Source organism: Lichenicoccus roseus, assembly GCF_005844085.1.
Taxonomy (GTDB): domain Bacteria; phylum Pseudomonadota; class Alphaproteobacteria; order Acetobacterales; family Acetobacteraceae; genus Lichenicoccus; species Lichenicoccus roseus.
In genome coordinates this window covers 60,598-86,326 of record NZ_VCDI01000010.1, presented here as the reverse complement: position 1 = coordinate 86,326, position 25,729 = coordinate 60,598, and the positions used below count along the sequence as shown (strand labels likewise).

Here is a 25,729-nt window from a genome sequence, read left to right as displayed (position 1 = left end):
AGATGCGTGACGACAACAGCGACCGTCCCGACGAGGATGCAGACGCCATCGCAATCGTCGGCATGGCGGGGCGTTTCCCGGGTGCGCCGTCGGTGCGGCAGTTCTGGAGCAATCTCTGCGAGGGCGTCGATGCCATCACGCACTTTGCGGAGCATGAACTCGAGGACACCTTTACTGCGGAGGAGCGTGCCGCGCCGAACTTCGTGCGCGCCCGTGCCGTCATCGACGATGTCGACCAATTCGACGCGTCGTTCTTCGGCATGCATGCCGGCGAGGCGAGGCTGGTTGATCCGCAGCAGCGGGTCCTGCTCGAATGCGCCTGGGAGGCGATCGAGGATGCCGGCTACGACACAGCCCGTTACGATGGAACCATTGGCGTGTTCGCCGGCAGCTCACCGAACAGCTATTTCCTCAACAACGTTGCCGGTAATCGGGACGGATTGCGCCGCTTCACCAGTACCTACCAGGTCAGCGACTATCCGGTCCTGCTAGGCGCAGGACTGGATTTCGTTGCAACACGGATCGCGTACAAGCTCGACGTCCGTGGCCCTTGCCTGAGCCTGCAGACCGCCTGCTCGACCTCGCTGGTGGCCATCGTCCAGGCCTGCCAGAGTCTGCTCTGCTACGCCTGCGACATGGCGCTTGCCGGCGGCGTCTCGATCACGCTGCCGCAGAAGCGTGGCTACCACTACCAGGAAGGTGGAATGGTCTCGCCGGACGGGACCTGCCGCACCTTCGATGCCGAGGCGAACGGAACGGTGTTCGGCAGCGGCGCCGGCATCGTGCTGCTCAAGCGCCTGTCGGATGCGCTGGCCGACGGCGACCACATCTATGCGTTGATCAAGGGGTCCGCCGTCAACAACGACGGCGCCTCGAAGGTCGGCTTCACCGCGCCGAGCGTAGACGGTCAGGCGGCGGTGATCGTCGCCGCCCAGCAGGCAGCCGGGGTCGACGCGCGGTCGATCTCATACATCGAATGCCATGGCACCGCGACCCCGCTCGGCGACCCGATCGAGATCGCCGCGCTGACCAAGGCCTTCCGCCAGCAGACGGCGGACCGCCAGTTCTGCGCCGTCGGTTCGGCCAAGCCGAACGTCGGCCACCTGGACGCGGCCGCCGGTGTGACCGGCCTGATCAAGGCGACGCTGTCGCTGCATCATCGTATCCTGCCCGGCACTTTGCATTATCGGGCGCCAAACCCTTCAATCGACTTCGCCAGCAGCCCGTTCTTCGTCCAGGCGGCGACGCAGCCCTGGCGGCAGGAAGCCGGCCCGCGTCGGGCTGCCGTCAGTGCATTCGGTGTCGGCGGCACCAACGCCCATGTCGTGCTGCAGGAAGCCCCCCTGGTCACGGCGATCCCGGGCGAGCGGTCGCAATCCCTGCTGGTGCTGTCCGCCCGCGGCGAGGTTGCGCTGAAGCAGGCGTGCGGCCGCCTGGCGGACGATCTGCAGACGCATCCTGCTCGTCCGCTCGGGGCGGTCGCCCATACGCTCCAGCTCGGCCGCAGGCCGTTCGAGCACCGCGCCGCGCTGGTCTGTGGCGCGACCGATGACGCGGTGGCCCGGCTGCGCGCCATGACCGCGACGGGTACGGCGGTGGGCACGCTCGCGGCCGCATCGCCTCCACCGGTCGCCTTCATGTTTCCCGGGCAGGGCGCCCAGTATCCGCTGATGGGGCTGGACCTCTACCGGGAGCAGCCCGAGTTCCACCGCCACATCGACCGGTGCGCCGAGATCCTGCGATCCGGTTTCGGCATCGACCTGATCGCGCTGCTCTATCCGTCGCAGCGCGACGCCGACAGCGACCGCCGGCTGATGGAAACGACTTCGGCGCAGCCGGCAATCTTCGCCGTGCAGTACGCGCTGGCCCAGCTCTGGATGCATTGGGGCATCGTGCCCGCCATGATGATCGGTCACAGCGTCGGCGAACTGGTCGCCGCCTGCCTCGCGGGCGTGTTCGGTCTCGAGGAAGCGCTCGGTCTGGTCGCCGAGCGTGGCCGGCTGATGCAGGCGCTGCCCGGTGGCGCGATGCTGGCGGTGCGGCTGCCCGAGGCGGATCTGCTGCCGCTGCTGGACGCCGGGCTGGATATTGCCGCGGTGAACGGTCCGCGTCTCTGCGTGGTGTCGGGACCCTACGCGGCGGTTGCCGCCCTCGAGGTGACGCTGCAGCAGCGTGGCGATGGCTGCCGTCGCCTGCACACGTCGCACGCCTTCCACTCCGCGATGGTAGATCCGGTGGTGGCGCCGCTTGCGGAGCGCGTGGCGGGTCTAGCGCTTGCCGCGCCCGCCATACCGTACGTGTCCTGCGTCAGCGGGACCTGGATTACCGATACCGAGGCGCGGTCGGCCGATTACTGGGCACGGCATTGCCGCGAGCCGGTGCGGTTCGCCGAGGCGCTGGCGACCTTGATGGCGGGTGCTGCATCCGCCGACGGGCGCGATCAGCCGATCCTGATCGAGGTCGGACCGGGCAACACGTTGCAGACGCTGGCGCTGCAGGGCGCCGCGAAAGGCCGCCGCGACCGGGTGCTGGCATCGCTGCCGGACCAGGCCCGCGAGACGCCGGATCTGGCCTGCATGCTGGCCTCGCTGGGCAGCCTATGGACCGCCGGTTGCAGCCCCGACTGGGCTGCCCTGCAGGACGATGTACCGGCCGGTCGCGTGTCCCTGCCGACCTATCCCTTCCAGCGTAGCCGCTACTGGATCGACGAGCCGGCGTCCGCGCCTGCGGTCACGTCGGCTGCTGTCGTGCCTCCTTCCTTGCCTCGTATGCCCGAGATCGAAATGCAGCACATCGTCCCGACATCAGCGCTCGCGTCTCCAGATCAGGTGCCGCCCGGCTCCGGGACTGCCGTCGACGGCGCGCACCACCTGGCCGGGGTCGTTGCTGCCGTCACCGCGATCATCGAGGACCTGTCGGGTGAGGGGATCGCACCCGAGGAAGCCGGCAAGACGTTCCTGGAGCTTGGCTTCGACTCGCTGTTCCTGAGCCAGGTGACGCAGCGGCTGGAGAACCGTTTCGGACTCAAGATAAAGTTCCGGCAGCTGCTCGGCGATCTTGCAACGATCCCGGCGCTGTCGCACTTCATCGCGGGTCAGGTTGCGCCCGAGCCGGTGGCGGCGGCACCAGCTGCGCTGCTGGTCCAGGCCCCGGCCGCGAATGATGCGCAGGCCCGCGTCCACGCCCCGATCGCCGTCACCGTGCCGGCGCAAGCGTATGATACTATTCCGCCGGTCCCGGCGCCCGGTGCTGGCCTGGAAGCGATCCTGCGCGACCAGCTCGCGGCAATGTCGCAGCTGATGGGGCGTCAGCTCGATCTGCTTCGAGGACAGGCGCTTCCGGCTGCTTCCGCTCCCCCTCCGGCTCCAACTCCGGTCGCAGCAACGCCGATGCCGCAGCCCGGGCCGACTGTGGCGGACAAGCCGGCTGCAGCCGCCGATGCCGCGGCAACCGCCCGGTTCGAGAATTTCGGGCCGGCGCGGACGATTTCGGGAACCCATCTCGACGCCACCCAGCAGCAGTACATCGCGTCGCTCACCGAGCGCTATGTGCGCCGGACGCGCGGCTCGAAGGAATACACCGCGGCGCATCGCGCAACGCTCGCCGATCCGCGCGTGGCAGCCGGGTTCCGCGATATCTGGAAGGAGATGGTCTACCCGATCGTCAGCGACCGCGCGAAGGGCTCGCGCATCTGGGACGTCGATGGCAACGAGTATATCGATCTCGTCAACGGCTTCGGCCAGACCGCCTTCGGCCATAGTCCCGACTTCGTGGTCGAGGCGGTCAGCAGGCAGCTGGAGGCGGGTTTCGCGATCGGGCCGCAGGCCGACCTCGCCGGCAAGGTCGCAGAGCTGTTCTGCGAACTCACCGGCAACGAGCGCGCGACGTTCTGCAACACCGGCTCGGAGGCGGTGATGGCGGCGATGCGCATCGCCCGCACCGTCACCGGGCGCAGCCGTGTCGTGATGTTCGCGGGCTCCTATCACGGCCAATTCGACGAAGTGCTCATCAAGGGCGGCCGCTCGAAGACGACGCCGATCGCAACGCCGGTCGCAGCAGGTATCCCCAGCGGCTCCGTCGGCAACATGGTAGTCCTCGACTATGCATCCCCGGAATCGCTGCAGTGGATACGGGACAATGCGAGCGAGCTTGCGGCCGTCATCGTCGAGCCGGTGCAGAGCCGTCATCCGGCGCTGCGTCCGGTCGAGTTCCTGCGCGCGCTGCGCGAGATCACCGCAGCCTCCGGCACCTGCTTCGTGTTCGACGAGGTGGTGACAGGCTTCCGGGTGCATCCCGGCGGCATGCAGGCGGTGTTCGGCATCCGTGCCGATCTTGCAACGTACGGCAAGGTTGTCGGCGGCGGACTACCGATCGGCGTGCTGGCCGGCAAGGCGGCGTTCATGGACGCGCTCGATGGTGGCGACTGGCAGTATGGCGACGACAGCGTGCCCGAAGTCGCGGTGACCTTCTTCGCCGGTACCTTCGTCAGGCATCCGCTGGTGCTCGCCTCTGCGCAGGCGGTGCTGCAGCACATCAAGCAGGCCGGCCCCGGGATGCAGCAGGGGCTGGAGCAGCGCACCCGGCGCATGATCGACGACATCAACGGCTTCCTGCAGCAGCGCGGTCTGGCGACGCGCCTCGAGACGTTCGCGAGCTGGTTCTATTTCAGTTTCGCCGCCGAAAGCGGACTTGCCAGCCTGCTCTATTACGACCTGCGCGACGCCGGCATCCACATCCAGGAAGGTTTCCCGTGCTTCCTGACCACGGCGCATACCGACGCCGACCTGTCGCGCATTGCCGAAGCCCTCAAGGGCGCCGTGCTGCGGGCGCAGCAGGCCGGCATCCTGCCGTCCCCGGAGCCCGGCGCGGGCAAGCCGGTGCATCGCCCGGCCGACCGCGACGAGCGTCCCGCCACCGCCTTCCAGGTGCCGCTGACCGAGCCGCAGACCGAGATCTGGCTGTCGGCGCAGATGGGCGACGAGGCGTCCTGCGCCTTCAACGAATCTGTCAGCCTGACCCTGGACGGCGAACTCGACGTCGCGGCGCTGGAAGGTGCGCTGGCCGATGTCGTCGACCGGCACGATGCCTTGCGGGCGCATTTCGACAATGCCGGCTCCAGCCTTTGGATCGAGCCCGCCTTGCCGATCAGGCTGGCTTTGGCCGACGGGACGCTTGGCGATCTGATCGGCCGCGACGCCCGGCTTCCGTTCGACCTGGTCCGCGGCCCCTTGCTGCGGGCGACCCTGCTCCGGCAGGCGCCGACGCGCTCGGTGCTGGTATTGACGGCGCATCACATCGTCAGTGACGGCTGGTCGATCAACGTGATCGTGGGCGAAATGGCGGAGTGCTACGCGGCCCGGCGCGAGGGGCGCCCTCATGGCCTGCCGGCGCCGTTTCCGTTCAGCCGTTATGCAGGCGACCAGTCGATACGACCGGCGGCCGCCGTCGCAGAGACGGACGCCTTCTGGGACAGGAGCTTCGCCACACCCGTACAGCCACTTGAGTTGCCGTCGGACCGTCCACGCCCGGCGATCAAGAGCTTCCGCGGCGCCACCGAGCGTCGCCGGATCGGTCCCGACCTGTATCGCGCCGCCAAGCGTCTTGGCGCCGAGCATGGCTGCACGCTGTTCGTGACCCTGCTGGCAACCTTCCAGGCCCTCGTTGGCCGTCTGGCGGACACCGACGAGGTCGTGGTCGGCGTGCCAACCGCCGGCCAGTCGGCGCTTGAAGACGAGATCCTGGTCGGGCACTGCGTCAACTTCCTGCCCCTGCGCGGAAGCTGGACCGACGGCACCACCGTCGCCGAGCATCTGGCGGCGACCCGGCGAGTGGTGCTGGATGCGTACGACCACCAGGACACTACGCTTGGCCGCATTGTCCGCCGCCTTGCGCTGCCGCGCGACCCGAACCGGCTGCCGCTGGCCGAGGTGCAGTTCAATCTGGAACGGCTCGGCGACGGGCTGCACTTCTCCGGCCTCGACGTGGCGGTCGAGGCGAATGCCAAGCAGTTCGTGAATTTCGACCTGTTCTGCAACATCGTGGAGTCCGTCGGCGGCCTGGCGATCGAGTGCGATTACAACAGCGACCTGTTCGACGGCGCCACCGTGGCCCGCTGGCTTGGCCTGTTCGAGACCCTGCTCGAGCAGATGACCGTCCGTGCGGCCCAGCCGCTGTGCACGGTGCCGATGCTGCCCGAGGCGGAGCGGCGCCAGACCCTGCTGGCGCTGAACGAGACCGCACGGGACTATCCGCGCGAGCAGGGGGTACACACCCTGTTCGGCATGCAGGCCGCGCGAACGCCCGAGGCCATCGCCGCGAGCTTCGGCGATCGTACCATCACCTACGGCGCCCTCGACCGCCGCGCCAACCAGCTCGCGCATTATCTGCGCCGGCATATCGGACAGGACAGCGCGCGCGTCGTCATCATGCTCGACCGCTCGATCGACATGCTGGTCGGGCTGCTCGCGGTGCTGAAGGCCGGCTACACCTATGTCCCGGTTGATCCGCGCCATCCGCGCGCGCGGCTGCAGCATATCCTGCGTGACAGCGAGGCGGCGGGGCTGCTGGTCTCCGGGCCGTTCGCGGTCGATGGCCAGCACACCTTCGACCTGGTCTGCAACCCGGCCATCGACGAGGCGGCGATCTCGCGGGAGCCAGAAGCCCTGCCGGACGACCGCTTCGATGCCGGCCGTCTTGCCTACATCGCCTATACCTCCGGCTCGACAGGGCTTCCGAAGGGCGTCCGCGTTACCCACCGTTCGGTCGTCAACCTGCTGACCGCGATGGCAAGGCGGCCCGGTCTCACGTCGCGCGACGTGGTGCCGGCAATCACCACCGTATCGTTCGACATCGCGGTGCTGGAGTTGTTCCTCCCGCTCTGCGTCGGCGCCCGCACTGTGATCGTCGAGACCGCGGAGGCGATGGACGGCCATGCCCTGCTGGCGCGCATGCGGCGCTGTGGCGCGACCCTCGTGCAGGCGACGCCGACCACCTGGCGGATGCTGCTGGAGTCCGGCTTCAAGCCATCGCCTGGCCTACGCATGCTCGCCGGCGGCGAGCCGCTGCCGCGCCTGCTGGCCGATCAGCTGCTGACCGGCGGTGGCGAGCTTTGGAACATGTATGGTCCGACCGAGACCACGATCTGGTCGGCAGCCCATCCGGTCGTCACCGGAACCGGTGTGATCACGATCGGCGGTCCGATCGACAATACCAGTTTCTTCATCGTGGACCGTCACGGCCAGCCGGCGCCGATCGGCGTGCCTGGCGAACTGTGGATCGGCGGTGACGGCGTCGCCGACGGCTACCACAAGCGGCCGGAGCTGACCGAGGAGAAGTTCGTCCCCGATCGCTTCAACCCGGCGCATCCTGGCGCGCGCCTGTACCGGACCGGCGATCTGGCCAGGCACCGCTCAGATGGCGAGGTTGAGCTGCTCGGGCGGATCGACCTGCAGGTCAAGCTGCGCGGCTTCCGCATCGAGATCGGCGAGATCGAGGCGGTGCTGGCCCGTCACGCGCTTCTGCAAGCCTCCGCGGTGGTGCTGCGCGAGGAGCAGGATATGGCTCAGCTGGTCGGCTGCTATGTCGAACGCGAGGGACACGAGCATTCGCCCGCGCAGCTGCGCGCGCTGCTGACACCATACCTGCCAGACTACATGATCCCGACCGCGTGGGTGCGGCTGCCGGAGATGCCGACCACCGCCAATGGCAAGCTCGACCGCAAGGCGCTGGTCTCGATGGCCGGCCAGCACCAGGCGCCTGCGGTGCGTCTTGCCTCGCGCACCTCGGCGCCGCCGCGCACCGCGAGCGAGACCCTCCTGGCCGATATCTGGGCCGAGGTGCTCAAGCGTGATCAGGTGGGCGTGGATGACGACCTGTTCGACCTGGGCGCGGACTCCATCCACATCTTCCAGATCACCGCGCGTGCGAACCGCGAGGGCCTGCCGGTTGCGGCCAAGGATCTCCTCCGGCTGCGAACGGTCGCGCGGATCTGCGCAGCCTATGCGCAAGAGGCGGAGGCTGACGCGGCGGCCGCACCAGTCTATGTGAAACCTCAGCTCAGCCAGTTCGCACGCGTCCGTCCGCCAGGCGGCCCGGACGGACGCTCCGCCTAAGCTTGAGGGAAACCCACTCGTGTCCGCCGTACAGCACCCCACCCAGGAGCCGGTCCTGATCGGATCGGCTGCGCCGTCGGCGCCGGAACCCCTACGGTTTCCGGCCTCGATCGCGCAGGAGCGGTTCTGGGCGATCGACCGCCTTGAGCCTGGCAGCCCGTCGCTGAACATCGCCGTACGCTGGCAGCTCGAGGGGCGGGTGTCGGCGGAGCTGGCGGAACGGACCTTCGAGGCAATCATCAGGCGGCACGAGATACTGCGCACGTCGTTCGAGGAGATCGACGGGTCGCTGATGCAGATGGTCGCGCCGTCGGTGGCTTTCCGTGTTGCCAGCCTCGACCTCACCACGCTGCCGTCCGACCAGGCGCTGCAGGAGGCTGAACGGATCGGCAGGATCGAGGCCCAGACGCGCTTCGACCTGTCGGTTCCGCCGCTGCTGCGCGTCACCCTGATCCGGGTCGCCGAGCAGTGCACCCTGCTGCTGCTGACGGTGCACCACATGGTCGCCGACGGCTGGTCGATCGGTGTGCTCGCGCGCGAGTTCGGGCTCCACTACGACGCAGCCCGCTTCGGCAGGGATGCCGGATTGCCGGAGCTGCCGATCCAGTATGGCGACTACGCGCGCTGGCATGGCGAGCGGATCCGCGGCGGCGAATTCAAGTCGGATGCTGCCTGGTGGCAACGCCAGCTGGCCGGAATGGCCTATCTCGAGGTTCCGCCGGATCGGCCGCATCCGCCGACCGCGGCGACCGGTGCAGACATCGTCGGGCTGCTGCTCGACCGCACCTTGACCGACAACCTGCAGGCGTTCAGCCGGCAGCACGGCAACACCCTGTTCGTCACCGCGCTCGCGGCGCTCACCATCCTGCTCAACCGCACGTCCGGCGAGACTGACATCGCCATCGGCACGCAGGTGATCGGCCGTGACGAGGTCGAGCTGGAGGACATGGTCGGCGTCTTCATCAACACGCTCGTGCTGCGCCAGGACGTCTCCGACCAGCCCACGCTGCCAGAGCTCCTGCTCCGCACCCAGGACATGGTGCAGGCGGCGCTGGACCATCAGAACCTGCCGATGGAGCAGCTGATCCAGGTCCTGCAGCCGAAGCGCGACCTGACCCGCAACCCGTTCTTCTCGGTGAATTTCATCTATCAGCGCTCGTTCATCAGCAACGAGAGCCGGTCGGAGTTCAACCTCGTCGACCTGCCGTCACATTCACCCGGCGGCCTGTACGACCTCAACTTCTTCATGGTGGAGCGCCCCGAGGGTTGGCGCCTGTCCTGCGAATACAGCAGCGACCTGTACCGGCGCGAGTCTGTCCTGCATCAGCTGGAAGCCCTGCGCTGCCTGTTGTCGGCATTCCTTCGCCATCCCGACCATCCCATCGCCGAGCTGCCGCTCCTCGATGACGCGGAGCAGGCCAGGATCGCACGGCTCGGCGCCCCCGCCAGTGCCGCACCGGTTCCACGCGCCTCTTTGCATGCGCTGTTCGAGCGGCAGGCCTCGCGGGATCCGCGTGCGCCGGCTCTGGTGCAAGCCGGCCGTAGCCTGACCTATGGCGAGCTCGACCGCATGGCGAACCGCCTGGCGCGCTATCTGCGCCGGAACGGCTTGATCCAGGGCATGCGGGTGGGCCTGGTGCTGCCGCGCGAGGCAGACCTGCTGGTCAGCGTGCTGGCTGTCCTGAAGGCCGGCGCCAGCTTCGTGCTGTTCGATCCGCTGGCGCCAGCCGAGCAGCGGGAGCGCATGCTGCGCGAGGCCCGCCTGCCGCTCATCCTGACCCAGGGCGTCCGCTCGGAACTCCTCGACAAGGCTGAGCGCGTGATTGCGCTGCACGCCGTGCGCAAGACCTTCATGCACGAGTCCGCGGCGCCCCTGGAGGTCGAGGAGACGGAAGCAGCCGTTGCCTGCGCGGTTTATGTCCCCGGGCGGAACGAGCGCCAGAGCTTCGTGAACATAAGCCATCGCCAGCTGGTTCGTCTGCTCGGCACCATGGCCGGCATGCTGCCGTGCGAGGCCGCCGACCGGCTTGTCTCCGCAAGTCCCCTCGATGGCGAGCCTGTGCTGATCGAGATGCTGCTGCCGCTGACGACCGGCGCGCGGCTGGTGCTGCCCGGCGCTGCGGAGACGGCGGATGGCCCTGCGCTGCTCGGCCTGCTGCGCGACGTCAAGGCGACGATCCTGCTGGGCCGGCCTGCTCTATGGCTGCGTCTGCTGCAGGCTGGCTGGACCGGCCAACCACGCCTGAAGATGCTGTGCAGCGGCAACGAGAGCATGACCCGTGCGCTGGCAGACCGGCTGCTGGCGACCGGGGGACCGGTCTGGAGCCTGTTCGGCGAGCCTGGCAGCATCTGGACTGCGGTGGCCCGTGTCGAGCCGGGATCGGACCGGCCACCGCTTGGCCAGCCGGTGCCAGGAAGTGCGCTTCAGGTGATCGACCAGCATGGCGCCCTGCTGCCGATCGGGGCGGTGGGCGAACTTGCCGCCGGTGGCGAGGGTCGGACGATGCGTCGCACCGGCGAGCTGGTGCGGTGGCGTGACGATGGCCGGATCGAGCGCCTGGGTGGCCATCCGGGCCGGCCGATGCGCGCCCGTGGCTTCCGGATCGAGCCGAGCTGGATCGAGGATGAGATCCTGCGTCATTCAGGGGTCGCCGAGGCCTGTGTCGTGATGATCCGGGACGACACCGGGCAGGACGTGCTGACCGCCTTCGTCGTGCCGATCGGTCGCGACATCTCCGGGCCGGATACGGATCTGCTGACCGAGGCGTTGCGCATCCGTCTGGCGCGCGCCTTCCCGCGCTACATGCAGCCCGACGCCATCGCGCTGCTGCCGGAGATGCCGCTCACGCCGGACGGGCATTTCGATCGCAGCCGTCTTGGTGAAGCGGCTGGGACCGATGCCGCGGCGGAGGCCGGCCCGGGCCGTACGCCGGACGTGGCGGCGGTGGAGGACCGGCTGATCGTCTTGTGGAGCGCGCTGCTCGGTCGTGCCGACATCGCGCCTGCGGATGATTTCTTTGCCCTCGGCGGGCACTCCCTGCTTGCCGCGCGGCTGCTGGCCGGTATCGCGCGCGAATTCGGCCGCAAGATCGATTTCGCCACCCTGTTCCATGCCCCCACGGTGCGCGAGCTGAGCCGCCTGCTGGTGGAGGATCGCGACCGCGAGGATGACGGGCAGATCGTGGCGGTGCATCCGGCGGGAACCCTGCCGCCGGTGTTCGCCATCGACCACACCTGGATCTACGACAACCTGGCCCGGCAGCTCGGCCCGGACCGGCCCTTCTTTGCGTTGCCAGCCAAGCTCGGCCGGGAGGGCGACACCCTCACGCTGCAGCAGATGGCAGCCGACCAGATCAGGATCATCCGCCGCCAGCAGCCGGACGGTCCGTATGTCCTGCTCGGGCTATGTACTGCCGGTGTGCTGGCCTTCGAGATCGCACAGCAGCTGCAGGACCAGGGGGAGCAGGTGCCCCTGCTGGTGATGATCGATACATGGTCTCCAGGCTACCTGCGTCGCCAGCCGCCGGCGCAGGCCCGGCTGGCGGACTGGTCCTACCGCTGGCAGACGCTGACAACCGATTTCCGGCGCAACAACACCGGCTCGTTCGGCAGCACGCTGTCCTTCATCGGCACCCGGCTGCAGGATTTCATCGGGCGGCGGATCGGCCGTCTCGGCCGGATGGTCAGCCGGGCGCCGGTGATGCTCGAGCATGAGGGCAGCGTGGATCGCGTCGCCCTGCTCAACGCGGCGGCGAGCACGTCCACGCAGCGTCCATTCACCGGGCGGATCTGCCTGTTCCACCGCGACACAATGCCATCGGGACGGTTCCTCGATCCGCAGCTCGGCTGGGACGATCTGGCCGCCGGCGGGATCGAGGTGCATCCGCTGCCGGGAGACCATTTCAGCATGTTCCGCGAGCCGGGCGTGACGACGATGGCGAGGATCGTCGACGATCTTCTCAGGGCGGCGCGGGCCTAGCCTTTGCGCGCCTGGCTGCTGGCCCATCTCCATGGCGTGCTGGCGTTCGCCGTCGGGTCCTGGCTCGAACTGACGCATCCGCACGTGTACCGGACCGCCGGCGACCGCAAGGTAAGCCAGTTCAGCCTGGATCCGGCGTCGCTCGGCATGGCGGCGGCGCAACTGCCTGCTGCGGCCGCCGGCCCGGGTGCCGCCGGTCATCGCCGGATCATGCGCACGGAATTCTTCATTCCGGCGACCGGTTCCGCGGTGCCGCTGCTGCTGTATTTCCCGGGCTGGCCGGGCACCCGTGCCGACAACCCGCGACTGCTGCAGGATCTCGCCAGCCACGGCTTCTGCGTCGTGCAGGTGAGGATCGTGCAGGAAGACCCTCGCCTCACCGGGGAGATGGATCTCTCCACCGATACGACGGTGAAGGCCACGCTGTGGAAGGCCGACGCCAAGGTCAGGCTGCAGGCGCAGGATGCTGTGGCGCTGCTCGATGCCCTGCAGCGCCTGGCTACAGGCAGCGACCCGCGGTTCGCGCGTATCGACACAAGCCGCGTTGGCATCCTCGGTTTCTCGTTCGGCGGCGCGATCGCCACCCAGGCGGCCAGCACCGACCGTCGTTTCCGGGCGGTACTCAACATGGACGGCTGGCTTTTCGGCCCGGGCGCCGAGCTCGACTTCCCGCAGTCATATTTCCTGATGAGCGACGACGAGGCGGATCCGACCGCGGCGGAACTGGCATCGCCGGATGCTGCTACCCGGGAGTCGGCGCGACTTACCGAGCACGACCTGCGGCGCATACGGGGCAGGCTCCAGCGGCCCGACGCCATCATGATGATCATCGAAGGCACCGGCCATGAGAGCTTCTCGGATACCCCGGCGCACTTCTCGCTGCGCGGGCACAGCCTGCCCGGGCCGGTGCAGTCGCTGCGTATCTCGGCGTTGATCCGCAGATATGCCGAGGCCTACTTCGCAAGAGAGCTTACCGGGAAGGCCTCCGAGCTGCTTGCCGAGCCGCGCTCCCCGTATCCCGAGGTCAGGCTGACTTTTTCGCCGTAGCGCCTGACCGACCCGCAATCAGCTGCTGACCAGGCTTCGGCCACGCTCGCGGGCGAAGGCGGCGCTGGCTGCCTTCCAGTCGCCCTCGCACTCGGTCAGCTTGCAGATGAGATTGAGGGTCAGCGCTCGCTCGCTATCCGGCGGCTGGTCGGTCGTGGCCAGCCAGCCGGGGATCTGCTGGGCCTCGAGCCGGCGCACGAACTCACGGAACGAGCCGTCGCCTTCCAGGGATGCCGGGTCGAGGATGAAGTAGCGGCCATCCTGGGTGACGGCGAGCCAGTGCCAGGCCTCATCGTCCATCGGTCAAAGTCCCTTCGCCATGCTCATTTGGCTACGGGAGCGCGGATGCCGTGGATGCATAAAGAAAACGTCAATAGGCGCGTCTATCCACTGCGGGCTTCCGCTGGCCATCGTCGGTGCAGCCAGAGCCAGCTACCAGGATCCTGACGGATCCACTGCTCCAGCCGCTGGTTGATGGCCAGGCTGAGTGCATAGATGTCTTCGTGCCGCCGCCCGGTGACGGCCACCTCGAGCGGCGCCTCGACGATCATGCGGCACCGGGCCGGGCCAAGCCGGGCGACCCGGATCGGGATCAGCGGAACCCTGTAACGCAGCGCGAACTGCGCCAGCGCCGGCGCGGTCATCGCCGGCTCTCCAAAGAATGGCACGGCGATGCCATCGTTCATCTTCTGGTCGACAAGCATGCCGAGCGAGCCGCCATGCTGCAGGTGCGCGATGGCGGCTCGCGCACCCGCCGCCCCCTTGGGGAACATCGAGACGGACCCGGGACCGTTGCGCAGCGACTGGATCAGGCGGTCGATGCGCGGGTTGGCTGCCGCCCGGTAGAACCCGGATACCGGCAGGCCGAGGCTGGCAGCAATCGGCAGCACCAGTTCCCAGTTGCCAAAATGCCCCGAGAAGAACAGCGCCTGCTTGCCGCCGCGGCATGGGGCGAGATGCTGCTCGCCCTCGATATCCCAGCCAGCCGCCGCGGTCGCGCCACCGAGGACGGCAAGATGCGGCAACTCGGCGATGTTGCGACCGAGATTGTCCCACACCGCGGTGATGATCCTGGCGCGCGCCTCTGCATCCAGCGCTGGCAGCGCGCGACGCAGGTTGCGGTCGGCGGTGCGCGAGGCGCGCAGGTGCGGACCCAACGTTCGTCCGACCCAGCCCCCTAGATTGGAGGCCTGGAACGGGCTCAGGCATTGCAGCATTCCGATGCCGGATCCGAGGAGGATCGCCTCGCTCCGCGACATTGCCTGCTTCCAGGCGCCGCTGCGTGTTGATGCCATGCACAGGGCTTAGCATCTCTACCGTTGCCGCGGAGCCCGATTTGACTCGGAATGTTACGATGCCGGGAAGTCTGCGGCATCCGGCGGGATCGGGTCGCGGATGACCAGGGCGTAAGCCAATGCCGCCACCGCCGCGACGGCTGCCCCGGTGAGCAGCGCCGCCTCGAACGACCCGGTCCGCTGTGCGATCGCACCGGTCACCAGAGGCGCCAGCGCACCGCCGACATAGCCGCCGAAGTTCTGCATCGCCCCCAGCGAGGCGGTGCAGTTGCCGGGTGCCGCCACCGGCGCCATCGCCCAGGCGGTGGCGGTTGAGACATAGATCAGGAACATCGCGACCGAGATGCACAGGATCGCGACGGTGTTGCTGCCGACCATCGCGGCCAGCACGGTGAACAGGGCGGTGCCGAGCAGGGACGCCGCCATCGGGTATTTCCGGCTGTCGATCGGCGATACGCCGCGCGCTACCAGCCAGTCGACCAGCCGGCCACCAACCAGGCTGCCCACCACGCCGAACAGGAACGGGATCGCCGCCACCCATCCGGTGCGTGCGATGCTCATGTGCCGGTCGCTCTCCAGGTAGGCCGGCAGCCAGGCGTTGTAGATCCACAGCACGTAGATGCAGCCGAAGAACCCGGCGATCATGCCCCAGCTGGTGCGATAGGCGAACAGCCGGCGCCAGGCGCGCAGCGTGACCGGGCCGCCGGCGTCGGCGGCGTCACCGAGATGGGCGCGTTCCGCTTCGTCCAGCACGAGGTCGGCCGGATCGCGGTGCAGGGCGTAGAACAATGCTGCCAGCGACAGGCCGGCAAGCCCCATGCAGATGAACATCCACCGCCAGCCGAGATGCAGCATCAGCACCGTCAGCAGCGGGACCGCGATCGCCGAGCCAAGGGTGGACGAGCAGTTCCAGATCCCGGTGGCGGTGCCGCGCGAGCCGACCGGGAACCAGTCGCGCACGATGCGGGCACTCGCCGGCGATTGCGGCGCCTCGCCGATGCCCAGCAGCATGCGTGCGGCGAAGAACTGCCCGAAGCCTGCGACCAGACCGCCAAGCGCCTGCGCTACCGACCAGAGTGCGAGCCCGGCCGAGAGCATGCGGCGCGGCCCGAGCCGGTCGATCAGGATGCCGGCCGGCAACTGCGCGAAAGCATAGGACCACAGGAAGGCCGACAGCAGCAGGCCCATCCCCTGCACGGAGAGGCCGAGATCGTGCCGCACCAGCGGATTGGCCACCGAGAGCGTCGCGCGGTCGACATAGTTCAAGGCGCCGCTGGCGACCAGCAGCACCAGTCCAGTGGTCTGGATGCGCCTGAGACGTGGCGGGCGGGTCGACGGGAGGGGTGTCGTCACGCGTTCCAGCACGCCAGGTCCTGCGGCGCGACGGTCGCGCCGCCGAGATGGAAGTGCCGGTCCGCCGGTCCAGGCAGCGTCCAGGGCGACGGTCCGTAGTTGAAGGCGAAGCGCCGGTCGCCGCAGCGCCGCAGCCGCACGCCGGGCGGCAGCTCGACGATGTCCAGGCGGGCGGCCTCGAGCACGTGCCGCACCGCTGCATCCAGCAGCGCCCGGTCCGGCCAGCAGGCAAGGTAGACGCGGCGATGCGCGGCGATGGCAGCCGGGGTCGCGTCGTCGAAGCGTGCCAGCACCTCGCCCTCGCCCTCCAGCCACTCGCGCCAGCGCAAGGCGGCACCTTGCAGCGCACCGGTCACCGCATGCGAGAGCCCCGGTCGCAGCGATGCGACCTGGGTGACGCGCACCGGCAGCAGTGCCTGCAGCGGGCCGGGCGGCAAGGTCGGGGGGATGGCGAAATCGGCCAGCCTGGAGCCGGATCGTGGTCCGATCAGGGTTGCCGCCGGGGTCGCCCGCAGGGCTGCCAGCGCCGGTTTCGTGATGTGCGGCAGCGACGGCACCAGGACCGCGCGATAGCCATCGAGCGAATGCCCTGGCGGCACGATGTCGATATCCTGGCCGAGCCGGCGTGCCGCCTCGTACCAGCGCAGGCAGAGCTCGACATAGTTGAAATCGGCGCCTTGCGGCTGGATCCGCAGCATCCAGGCAGCCTCGTAGTCGAACACCAGCGCCACTTCGGCCTGCCTGGCGGGGCCCGGCAGGCTCAGCGCGCGCAACTCGCTGGCGACCCGGAGCGCCTCCGCGCCTCCGGCCGACAGCGAGCGATCCGGGCGCTGCAACCCGGCATGCAGCTGCTCCTGGCCGAACGGACACTGCCGCCAGCGGAAGTAGCTGACCACCTCGGCGCCGTGCGCGAACGCCTCCCAGCTCCACAGCCGCACCATGCCGGGCTTCGGCACCGGATTCCACGGGGCCCAGTTCACCGGTCCCGGCTGCTGCTCCATGATCCAGAACCGACCTCGCCCGACACCGCGATACAGGTCGTGGTGGAAGGCGGCGATGTCCGGGTGCGCGGTCTCGGCGAACAGCGCGCGTTCCTCGGGATCGAGCGGGAACTGCTCGGTGAAGCCGAGCGGATAGGAATCCCAGCTGGCCAGATCGAGCGGCTCTGCCGCCGCGTGATGGTCGAAGTCGACGAACCGGCCCATGAAGTTGTGCGTCACGAAGCGGCCAGGGGAGTGCTGGCGCAGGATTTCCGCCTGCATCCGGCAGTAGGACGCGACCTGGTCGGACGAGAAGCGCTGGAAATCCAGCCTCGCCGACGGCAGGGTCTCGGTGACGGCGCCGACCGGCAACGCCACCTCGTCGAAGGAGCGCAGTTCGGCGGACCAGAACACGCTGCCCCAGGCGGCGTTGAGGCTGTCTACGTTGCCGTAGCGCGAGCGCAGCCAGTCCCGGAAGGCGGCGAGATCCTCCGGGCCGTATGACGTCACCGTGTCATGGCAGCCGAACTCGTTGTCGATCTGCCAGCCGGCGACATGCGGGGAGGCGCCATAGCGGGCCGCCACCGCCGCGGCGATGCGCCGGCTCTCGCGCAGCCAGGCAGCCGACGAGAAGCTGTAGTGCCGGCGCGAGCCGAAGCCGCGCGTGCTGCCATCCGCGGCCACCGGCAGGATGGACGGCTCGCGGTCGATCAGCCATTTCGGTGGCGTCGCGGTCGGCGTGCACAGCACGACCCGCAGGCCGGCCCCCCCCAGCACGGCGAGGGCGCGGTCGAGCCAGTCCCAGTCGAAGCGTCCGTCCTCCGGCTCGATCCGGCTCCAGGCGAACTCGGCGATGCGGACATAGGTGATGCCGGCCTCGCGCATCTGCCGCGCATCGTCTTCCCACCAGGCCTCGGGCCAGTGCTCCGGGTAGTAGCAGACGCCGAGGGCCCGGGCGGCTGCTTCAGTCGCGATTTCAGTCAAGGCCGATCAGCTCCAGCACCAGGGCGGTTTCCGGCTGCAGCTCCGGCAGCGCAATGCCGGCCTGCGCCAGCAGCGCGCCGGACACGACCAGTCCCGCCTCGAACAGCGAACGCTGCGACGGAGAGAGCCGGATGTCGAGACGCTGCGGCGGCGGCGCCTGCAGCCGGTAGTGCCGTTCCGCGTCGAGGCCGGGCAGGGTGAGCGGCGGCGGCCGGTGTGCCTCGGTGCGCTCCTGCGCCACCAGGAACACCGCATGGCTGCGGTCCGGCGCCACCACGCCGCGCAGCGACCGCCCCGCCAGCATCGGGCCGGCCTGGTGCAGTCCGGCGTGCAGCAGCGGACGCAGCCGCTTGTGCAGCGCGATCCAGCCCGCCAGCTCGTCCTGCTCGTCGGTGGCCAGCGTGGTCGGGTCGAGCTCGACGCCCATGTGGCCGAGCAGCGCCACCGCGGCGCGGAAGCCCAGCGTATGACGCCGCCCGGTCTGGTGGTTCGGCGAGGCGGCGACGTGGGCGCCCATCAGTTCGGGCGGCAGGAACCGCGAGAACCCGCGCTGGATCGGGAGCCGTTCCAGCGCATCGGTGCAGTCCGAGGTCCAGACCCGGTGGGTGTGGCGCAGGATGCCGAGATCGGGACGGCCGCCGCCCGAGGCGCAACTCTCGATCTCGACGGCGGGAAACGCCTCGCGCAACCGTTCCAGCAGGGCGTAGGTGGCGAGCAGATGGCTGCGGTAGGCCGGACGCCCGTCGCTATCGCCGGCCGCGACGAAATCGCGGTTCATGTCCCATTTCAGGTAGGCAATCGGGTGTGCGCGGAGCAGGGCGGCGAGCTGGTCGAAGATCAGCCCGGCGATGTCCGGCCGGGTGAGGTCGAGGATGAGCTGGTGCCGCGAGGTCCGCAGCGGGCGGCCGGCGACCTGCAGCACCGCGTCCGGATGCGCGCGATAGAGATCGCTGTCCGGGTTGACCATCTCCGGCTCGACCCAGAGGCCGAACTCCAGCCCGAGGCCGGTGATCGCGTCGATCAGCCTGCCGAGCCCATCGGGATACTTGAGCGGATCGGGCCACCAGTCGCCGAGGCCGGCGCGGTCGTTGTCGCGACCGGCCATCCAGCCATCGTCGAGCACGAAACGCTCGATGCCGATGCGTGCGCCTGCGGTCGCCTGCGCCACCAGCCGGTCATGGTCGTGCGAGAAATAGTTGCCCTCCCAGCTGTTCAGCGTCACCGGGCGCGGGCGCATCGCCCCTCCGGGCCATTCCAGCACGCCGCTCCGGACCCCGGCATGGAAATGCTGCGACAGGCCGCGCAGACCGTTTTGCGAGACCGCGGCATAGGCGACCGGCGTCTGCGCCGACTGCCCCGGCGCCAGCACCAGCTCGCCGGGATGCAGCCACTCGCCGGTGGAAACCAGGATGCGACCGTCCTCCAGCCGCTCGGCGGTGGTGCGGTGATTGCCGCTCCAGCCGAAATGGACGCCATGCACCAGGGCGCGATCCTCGTCGAAACCCGGCTCGCCGAGGATCAGGCCCGGTGTGCGGTCGTGCGAGCGGCCGCGACGGTTCTCGGAGGTCCAGTTGCCGCTGGTCAGCCGGATGCGCTGCTCGGCAAATTCGCGGCCCCAGCGGCCGTCGAACACGAGCAATTCGTCCGACGCCGCCGGCACCAGGAACACCCCGGCGGCGAGCCGGTCGACCTGAAGTGGCGCCGCACCCTGGTTGTGCAGGATGGAGTGCATGGACAGCAGGTCGCCATCCGGCGGCAGGTCGAGCACGATCTCGAGCCGCAGGGCCGCCACCTTGTCGATCGCGACCACGCGCAGCTGCCCGGGCGCCTGCCGCACCAGGACGCCGTCGAACTCGGCGGTCCAGTCGAGCGCACCGCGGCTGGCGACCAGGCCGGGCGACCGGAGTGCCCCGGTGCCGATTGTCGGCATCAGCACCGCCTCGACATGATCCTCGTCGAGACCGTTACGCCGGGTCGCGCGATCGCGCAGGGAAGCCACCGCGTCGAGCGTGATGCCGGATGGCAGGCGGGTGCCCCAGTAGACGATCTCCGGAAGTCCGGCGTCCCGCTGCAGCAGCAGCAGGGTGGTGTCGCGGCCATCCAGGCGATGGGTGTTCATTCCTTGACCGCTCCCAGGGTTAGTCCGGAGATGAAGTGGCGCTGCATGAGGAAGAAGATCGCAACCGAGGGTGCGGCGGCGACGATCGCGCCGGCCGACATCAGCTGCCACGAGGCCAGCCACATGCCCTGCAGCGCCTGCAGCCCGGCGGTGATCGGGCGTGCGCTATCGGACTGCACCAGCACCAGCGCCCAGAAATAGTCGTTCCAGATGAAGGTGAATTCCAGCACCGCGAGGGCCGCCAGGGCCGGCCGGATCAGCGGCAGCACGATCAGCGAGAATACCGAGAATTCGCCGGCGCCGTCCATGCGCGCCGCCTCGATCAGGCTGTCCGGCAGCTCGCGCATGAAGTTGCGCATGAACAGGGTGCAGAAGCCGGTCTGGAAGGCGGCGTGGAACACCACGAGTGCCCAGATGGTGTTGTAGAGCGGGAACACATGGATCATCAGGTCCCGCACCGGGATCATCAGGATCTGGAACGGCACGAAATTGCCGGCGATGAAGATCGCGAGGACGAGCGTGTTGCCGGGGAAGCGGAATTTTGCCAGGCCGAAGCCGGCGAGGGTGGACAGGGCCAGCGTGGCGGCCACCGCCGGCAGGGTGATCATCACCGAGTTCAGCAGATAGCGGCCCATCGGCGAGCTGGTGAAGACCGCCTCGTAGTTGCCGATCAGGTGGCTGCCGTGCGGCCAGCCCCAGTAGTTGCCGGCGGCGAGATCCTGCGCGGTGCGTGCCGAGGTCAGGAAGATCGCCACCAGCGGCAGCAGCCAGATCACCAGGCTGACCGGCAGCGCGACCCGGTACAGCGCCTGCGCGCCGGGGGAGGCGGTCTGGATCGGGCGCGGGAACATCAGCGCCGCTCCCGCCGCAGCATGGTGACCAGGAAGAAGGCGATGTACACGTCCATGATGGCGAACAGCACCACCGCGATGGCGGCGCCGTAGCCGTAGCGGAACGACAGGAAGGTCTGCTCGTACATGTAGTAGGCGAGCACCGCCGAGCTGTCGTACGGGCCGCCCCTGGTCATGATCGAGACCAGGTCGAACGAGCGCAGCGCGCCCACCACCGAGACCACCACGGCGATGAAGGTTGCCGGACGCAGTTGCGGGAGGATGATGTTCCAGAACATGCCCCAGCCGCGCGCGCCGTCCATGCGCGCCGCCTCGACCACCTCGCCGTTCACCGCGGTCAGGCCGGTGAGATAAAGGATCATGCAGTAGGCGGTCTGCGGCCACAGCCCGGCGACGATGGTGGCCGGTGTCGACCAGTTGGCGTCACCGAGCAGCGACACGCCGTGCAGCCCGATGGCGCGCAGGCCGAGATTGAGCAGGCCGAAATCGCCGTTGAAGAACCAGGAGAACACCAGGCCGACGACGACCTGGGAGAGCACGAACGGAAAGAAGAACAGCGACTTGTAGAGCCGCATTCCGAGCACGTTCTGGTTGAGGAACAGCGCGATGGCGAGGCCGCCGATCGGGGCCAGCATGTAGGCGAGCAGCCACCAGATATTGTTGACCAGCGCGGTCCAGAACACGTCGTCGGTGAACAGCTCGACATAGTTGCCGATCCCGACCCAGCGCATCGGATGCACGCCGTCCCAGTCGTGCAGGGAGACCCAGATGCTGTCGGCGATCGGCCAGAGCACGAACACCGCGAAGAACAGCGCGGCGGGGGCGATGAACGCCAGCGGCGCCAGGCTGCCGGCATGGCGCGTCCGGCGGGGCGCCGCCTGCACTGTCGTGGACACGCCCGGTATCCGGTGTCAGTTCGTGTTGGCGTAGATGCGCAGGCGTGCGCGGTCGATGCCGGCAAGGATGCGGTCGAGCCGCTGCGGCTGCACCATGAATTCCTGGAAGCCCTTCATCGCCAACGTCGCCAGCGCCTCGTTGGTGTCGCGGTCGAAGAACTGCGAGTGATCCGGTGTCGCCGCAAGGAGGGAACGGCCCGCGATCAGGTAGGGGTCGTCGATCAGCTTGGCCTGCGAGTTGGCGGGGATCTGCTTCTCGCCGGCGTTGATCATCGCCTGGATGTCCGGCTGCATCATGAAGGCGAGGAATTTCATCGCGCCGGCCTTGTTGTGGGCGCCCTGCGGGATGGCCACGCTGTCCATCGGCGCGTCCTCGGCCCGCGCGACGCCTGCGGTGACGGTCGGGAACGGCTCGAACACCATCACCTTCTGCATCTCGGGCGAGAAGTTCGCGGTGATGAAGTTGCCCATCAGCATCATGCCGGCGCGGCCCTGGTACATCACCGACTGGCTCTCCTGCATGCTCAGCTCGGTGTGGTTGGCATTGAAGCATTTATGGTCGAGCAGCTGCTTCCAGTGCGCGAACACGGCGTGCACCTTGGCGTCTGTGTAGGGCACCTTTCCCGACATCAGCTGCATGTGCGAGGCGTATCCGTTGATGCGCAGGTCGAGATAGTCGAACCACGCAGCGGTCGGCCACAGATCCTTCGAACCCAGCGCGATCGGCGCCACGCCTGCCGCGTTCAGCTTGTCGCAGGCGCCGAGCAGGTCGTCGAAGGTCTTGACCGGGCCGACCCCGGCCTTCCGCAGGATGTCGCTGCGGAGGTAGAGGCCCCACTGGTACTGGGTATACGGCACCGCGTATTGCTTGCCGCCATCGGTGACCAGGTCGACCGCGGTGGTGCCGAACGCCTGCTTCATTGGCGCCGTCCAGATCGCGCTGACATCGGCGAGCAGTCCGGGCTGCACGAACTGGCGCAGCCGGGTGCCGGTATACCAGAGCACCACGTCCGGCGGCTCGGAGGTCAGCCAGTTGCGGATCGACTGCTTGTAGCTCTCGTGGTCGTAGGTGTTCAGCGTCACCTGGGTGCCGGGGTTCGCGGCCTCGAAGCGATGCACCGCCTCCTGGATCGCGGCCTTCGGTTGCGGGTCGGACTGGTCGGAGTTGACCGTGATGCTGTCGGCCTTCGCCGGCCCGGCGGTGGCCAGCATGGCCGCCAGTAGGGCAGATGCAGCCGCAACCGCAACCGTCGACGACAGGCTGCCGAGCCTGGCTGACATGGACATTCCTCGATCACTCCCGAACGTTCGCCTGGCCTTCATGGTGTCGAGGCCGTTGCAGGCGACTATGGCCCCGCCGGGCTGGCCTGTCGTCCGGTTTGACGATAGCAATCTCCTGGATCCTAAGATCGGCGAGCAGGAACGAGTGCCGAAGGCTTCATGACCCAGAGCTTGATTACCCAGGGTGCGTCCGAGCCGCCGCTCCACGTCTTCTGGGCGGGACGCAGCACCACGATGCTGCCGATGGCGGCGGTGCATGCGCACAGCCAGGTCGAGCTCAACCTGATGCTGGAGGGGGCCGCCATCTATTCGTTCGGCGGGCTGGAGATCGAGGCCCGGGCGGGCGAGTTCCTGCTGTTCTGGGGTGCTGTGCCGCACCGCACCATGGAGGTGGCGCCGGCGACAAATTTCGTTTGCCTTTACGTCCCGATCGAGATGTTCCTCGCCCTGCCGCTCTCTGCCGCCCTGCGCGAGACCGTGCTCGGCGGCGGCATGATCGCGGCGCGCGACCCTATCGAGCTGGATTGGCCGATGCGGCTGCACCGGGAGTTGATGTCCGGCGACCCTGGGCTGGCGGAGCTTGACCGTCTGGAGATCGAGCTCCGCCTGCGCCGCCTGGACGTGACCGGCTGGATAAACCGCGCCGCATCCCAGGCAGTGCCGCCGGGTGGCGCCGGGCGGCATGCCAAGGTGTGCGCCATGGCCCAGTTCCTGACCTCGAACGCCACCGGGCGGGTCAGCGCCGGCCAGGTCGCCGGTGCGGTGGGACTGCATCCGAACTACGCCATGTCGCTGTTCAAGAACGCTCTTGGCATGACGCTCGGAGACTACCTGACGCGCTACCGGCTGCATCTCGCGCAATCCATGCTGCTGGGCGGCACGCGCGATGTCGCTTCGATCGCCTTCGAGTCGGGCTTCGGCTCGGTATCGCGTTTTCATGAGGCGTTCCGCCGGCGTTTCGGTGTTTCCCCGCATCGCTACCGGCGCGCAACGCGCCCGGATCGATCCGGGCGCGTGTCGGCACCCTGATCGGCGTCCTCCCGACGGAGGTGGATCGACAACACACAGACGTGCACTTGCGTGTTGCCGACAACGGGATTTGTATCAGCGCCGGGCTCAGAACAAAGCGGCATGACCATGTCCAGCATTGCGTTACTGAAGCAAAGTTCACAAAACGTAACCGCGTTCGAGCATGTCGGTCACAGTTGCGACGAGGTGTTCAAGCTTAGCTACAACCAGCAGAGCTTCCTGTTCGCGCACGACCTTGACCGCGAGCCATTGCTGTCGCTGCCGAGCCTGGCTGCGCTGGCCGAGCGGCTCGAGCCGCTCGGCAGCTACTACTGGTCGGAAGATGCCGCAGCGATCGGCGATGGGTGGGGAGCGGGCCGCTCCCGCCATCGTGGCCTCGCCGACGCGGTCGCGTCGATCGCCGGGAGCAGTTCCCTCATCATGCTTAGGAACGTCATTCACGACCCGCTGTTCGGGTCCCTGTTCAGCGGCGTCGTTCGGCAGATCGTGGCACTATGCGGGGCTCCGCTGCGCGACGATATGCTGGAAGCGCGGGCCACCATCCTGATCGCGTCGCCCGGGCGGCTGACGCCTTATCACGCCGACCTCGACACCAACTTCCTGATGCAGATCGCCGGCGACAAGCGGTTCGGCGTTCTTGGCCAGACCGACCGCGACGTGGTTCCGGAAACCGAGATCGAGCACCTGCTGGCCGGGGAGCCGAGCGCGATGCGCCACAAGCCGGAGTTCTACGACAGGGCGACGGTGCATGCGTTCAAGCCGGGCCAGGGCATCCACGTCCCCTGCTTCGCGCCGCACTGGGCGGAGAATGGCAGCGAGGTCTCGATCGCCCTCAGCCTGAACTTCGACCTCAAGTCGGTAGCCAGGCGCGCCCGGATCTGCAGGGTCAACCGGCACCTGCGCCGGCTCGGGGTCGTGCCGTCGGCACCCGGCACCCGGCTCCGGCGTGATGCGCTGAAGTCTGCTATCGGCGGACTGTCAAGGGAAGCGGTCGCACGCCGCTTCGGCCGCCATATTGCCTGATCGGGCACGGCGCTGCCGGACGCGCAGCGGTCTCTGCCGGTCGCAGCCTATGGCTTGTGACCGGCTGGCGGGTCCGTCAGATCGTGACGTGTCCGCGCAGGACGGTTTCGTCCAGCGTCTCGGCAGCGCCCGCCATCACCACCTGGCCGCGATCGAGCACGGTGATCTGCTGGGCGAGCGAGCGGGCGAACTCGTAGTACTGCTCGACCAGCAGGATCGCCATCTCGCCGCGGCTGCGCAGCAACTCGATCACGCGGCCGATATCCTTGATGATGCTGGGCTGGATGCCCTCGGTCGGCTCGTCCAGCACCAGCAGCTTCGGCCGCGTGACCAGGGCGCGCCCGATCGCGAGCTGCTGCTGCTGGCCGCCGGACAGGTCGCCGCCGCGGCGCCTGAGCATGCTGCCCAGGATCGGGAACAGCTCGAAGATCTCGTCCGGGATGCGGCGCTGCCGTCGTGGCAGGAGCCCGAAGCCGGTTTCCAGGTTGTCGCGCACGGTCAGCAGCGGGAAGATGTCGCGCCCCTGCGGCACCGAGGCGATGCCGCGCCGCGCCCGCTCGTAGGCCGGCAGCCGGGTGATGTCGTCGCCGTTCCAGCGTATCGTGCCGCGCGTCACCGGATGCACGCCGGTCACCGCGCGCAGCAGGCTGGTCTTGCCGACGCCGTTGCGCCCGAGCAGGCAGGTCACGTCGCCGGCGCGCGCATTGATCGACACCCCGCGCAACGCGATGGCGGCGCCGTAGTGCAGGTCGATGGTCTCGACATCGAGCATGGCTATGTC

The 25,729-nt window shown here is 68.5% G+C and carries 14 protein-coding genes; 5 read left to right on the top strand and 9 right to left on the bottom strand.

Annotated features, from left to right (window positions below; all coding sequences use genetic code 11):
• The first annotated feature begins 2 nt into the window (after positions 1 to 2).
• Genes FE263_RS19895 through FE263_RS19885 form a run of 3 tightly spaced genes read left to right on the top strand, consistent with a single transcriptional unit; the run spans position 3 to position 13,137 of the window.
• Complete coding sequence (locus FE263_RS19895; RefSeq protein WP_138327789.1) at positions 3 to 8,111, top strand: non-ribosomal peptide synthetase/type I polyketide synthase; 8,109 nt, start codon at positions 3 to 5, stop codon at positions 8,109 to 8,111.
• Positions 8,112 to 8,130: 19 nt separating this feature from the next.
• Positions 8,131 to 12,090: a non-ribosomal peptide synthetase gene (locus FE263_RS19890; RefSeq protein ID WP_138327788.1), complete on the top strand. Its 3,960-nt coding sequence runs from the start codon at positions 8,131 to 8,133 to the stop codon at positions 12,088 to 12,090.
• Between the two features lie 3 nt (positions 12,091 to 12,093).
• Positions 12,094 to 13,137: an alpha/beta hydrolase gene (locus tag FE263_RS19885; protein ID WP_138327787.1), complete on the top strand. Its 1,044-nt coding sequence runs from the start codon at positions 12,094 to 12,096 to the stop codon at positions 13,135 to 13,137.
• Between the two features lie 18 nt (positions 13,138 to 13,155).
• Here FE263_RS19885 and FE263_RS19880 read toward each other — a convergent pair whose 3' ends face one another.
• The 8 genes from FE263_RS19880 to FE263_RS19845 all read right to left on the bottom strand — a co-directional run bounded on the left by FE263_RS19880 (position 13,156) and on the right by FE263_RS19845 (position 22,896).
• Complete coding sequence (locus FE263_RS19880; RefSeq protein WP_138327786.1) at positions 13,156 to 13,437, bottom strand: hypothetical protein; 282 nt, start codon at positions 13,435 to 13,437, stop codon at positions 13,156 to 13,158.
• 83 nt (positions 13,438 to 13,520) lie between these two features.
• Entirely contained in the window at positions 13,521 to 14,396 is an 876-nt protein-coding gene (locus FE263_RS19875) for a lysophospholipid acyltransferase family protein (protein ID WP_240759963.1), read from the bottom strand.
• 90 nt (positions 14,397 to 14,486) lie between these two features.
• The gene (locus FE263_RS19870; protein WP_171034237.1) at positions 14,487 to 15,797 is read right to left on the bottom strand and encodes an MFS transporter; all 1,311 of its coding nucleotides are present in this window, start codon (positions 15,795 to 15,797) and stop codon (positions 14,487 to 14,489) included.
• Complete coding sequence (locus FE263_RS19865; protein WP_205880470.1) at positions 15,782 to 17,749, bottom strand: beta-galactosidase; 1,968 nt, start codon at positions 17,747 to 17,749, stop codon at positions 15,782 to 15,784. The genes FE263_RS19870 and FE263_RS19865 overlap by 16 nt, the downstream gene beginning before the upstream one ends.
• A complete protein-coding gene (locus FE263_RS19860) occupies positions 17,742 to 19,868 on the bottom strand; it encodes an alpha-galactosidase (protein WP_138327784.1) in 2,127 nt (708 codons plus the stop codon). The genes FE263_RS19865 and FE263_RS19860 overlap by 8 nt, the downstream gene beginning before the upstream one ends.
• Positions 19,865 to 20,719, bottom strand: a complete 855-nt coding sequence (locus FE263_RS19855) for a carbohydrate ABC transporter permease (RefSeq protein WP_138327783.1) — start codon at positions 20,717 to 20,719, stop codon at positions 19,865 to 19,867. Before FE263_RS19855 ends, FE263_RS19860 begins: the two co-directional genes overlap by 4 nt.
• Positions 20,719 to 21,615 carry a carbohydrate ABC transporter permease gene (locus FE263_RS19850; protein ID WP_240759961.1) on the bottom strand — a complete coding sequence of 299 codons (897 nt, stop codon included), beginning with the start codon at positions 21,613 to 21,615 and terminating at the stop codon, positions 20,719 to 20,721. The genes FE263_RS19855 and FE263_RS19850 overlap by 1 nt, the downstream gene beginning before the upstream one ends.
• Positions 21,616 to 21,630: 15 nt before the next feature.
• A complete protein-coding gene (locus tag FE263_RS19845; RefSeq protein WP_138327782.1) occupies positions 21,631 to 22,896 on the bottom strand; it encodes an ABC transporter substrate-binding protein in 1,266 nt (421 codons plus the stop codon).
• 159 nt (positions 22,897 to 23,055) lie between these two features.
• Here FE263_RS19845 and FE263_RS19840 point away from each other — a divergent pair, with 159 nt between their 5' ends.
• Positions 23,056 to 23,925 (top strand): helix-turn-helix domain-containing protein, encoded by an 870-nt coding sequence (locus FE263_RS19840; RefSeq protein WP_138327781.1) that lies wholly within the window; start codon positions 23,056 to 23,058, stop codon positions 23,923 to 23,925.
• A 186-nt stretch (positions 23,926 to 24,111) separates the two neighbouring features.
• On the top strand, positions 24,112 to 24,948 hold the full coding sequence (locus FE263_RS19835; protein WP_138327780.1) for a hypothetical protein: 837 nt from the start codon (positions 24,112 to 24,114) through the stop codon (positions 24,946 to 24,948).
• 76 nt (positions 24,949 to 25,024) lie between these two features.
• Here the strand turns inward: FE263_RS19835 and urtE are convergent, their stop codons facing one another.
• Entirely contained in the window at positions 25,025 to 25,720 is a 696-nt protein-coding gene (urtE, locus tag FE263_RS19830; RefSeq protein WP_138327779.1) for an urea ABC transporter ATP-binding subunit UrtE, read from the bottom strand.
• Positions 25,721 to 25,729 lie beyond the last annotated feature (9 nt).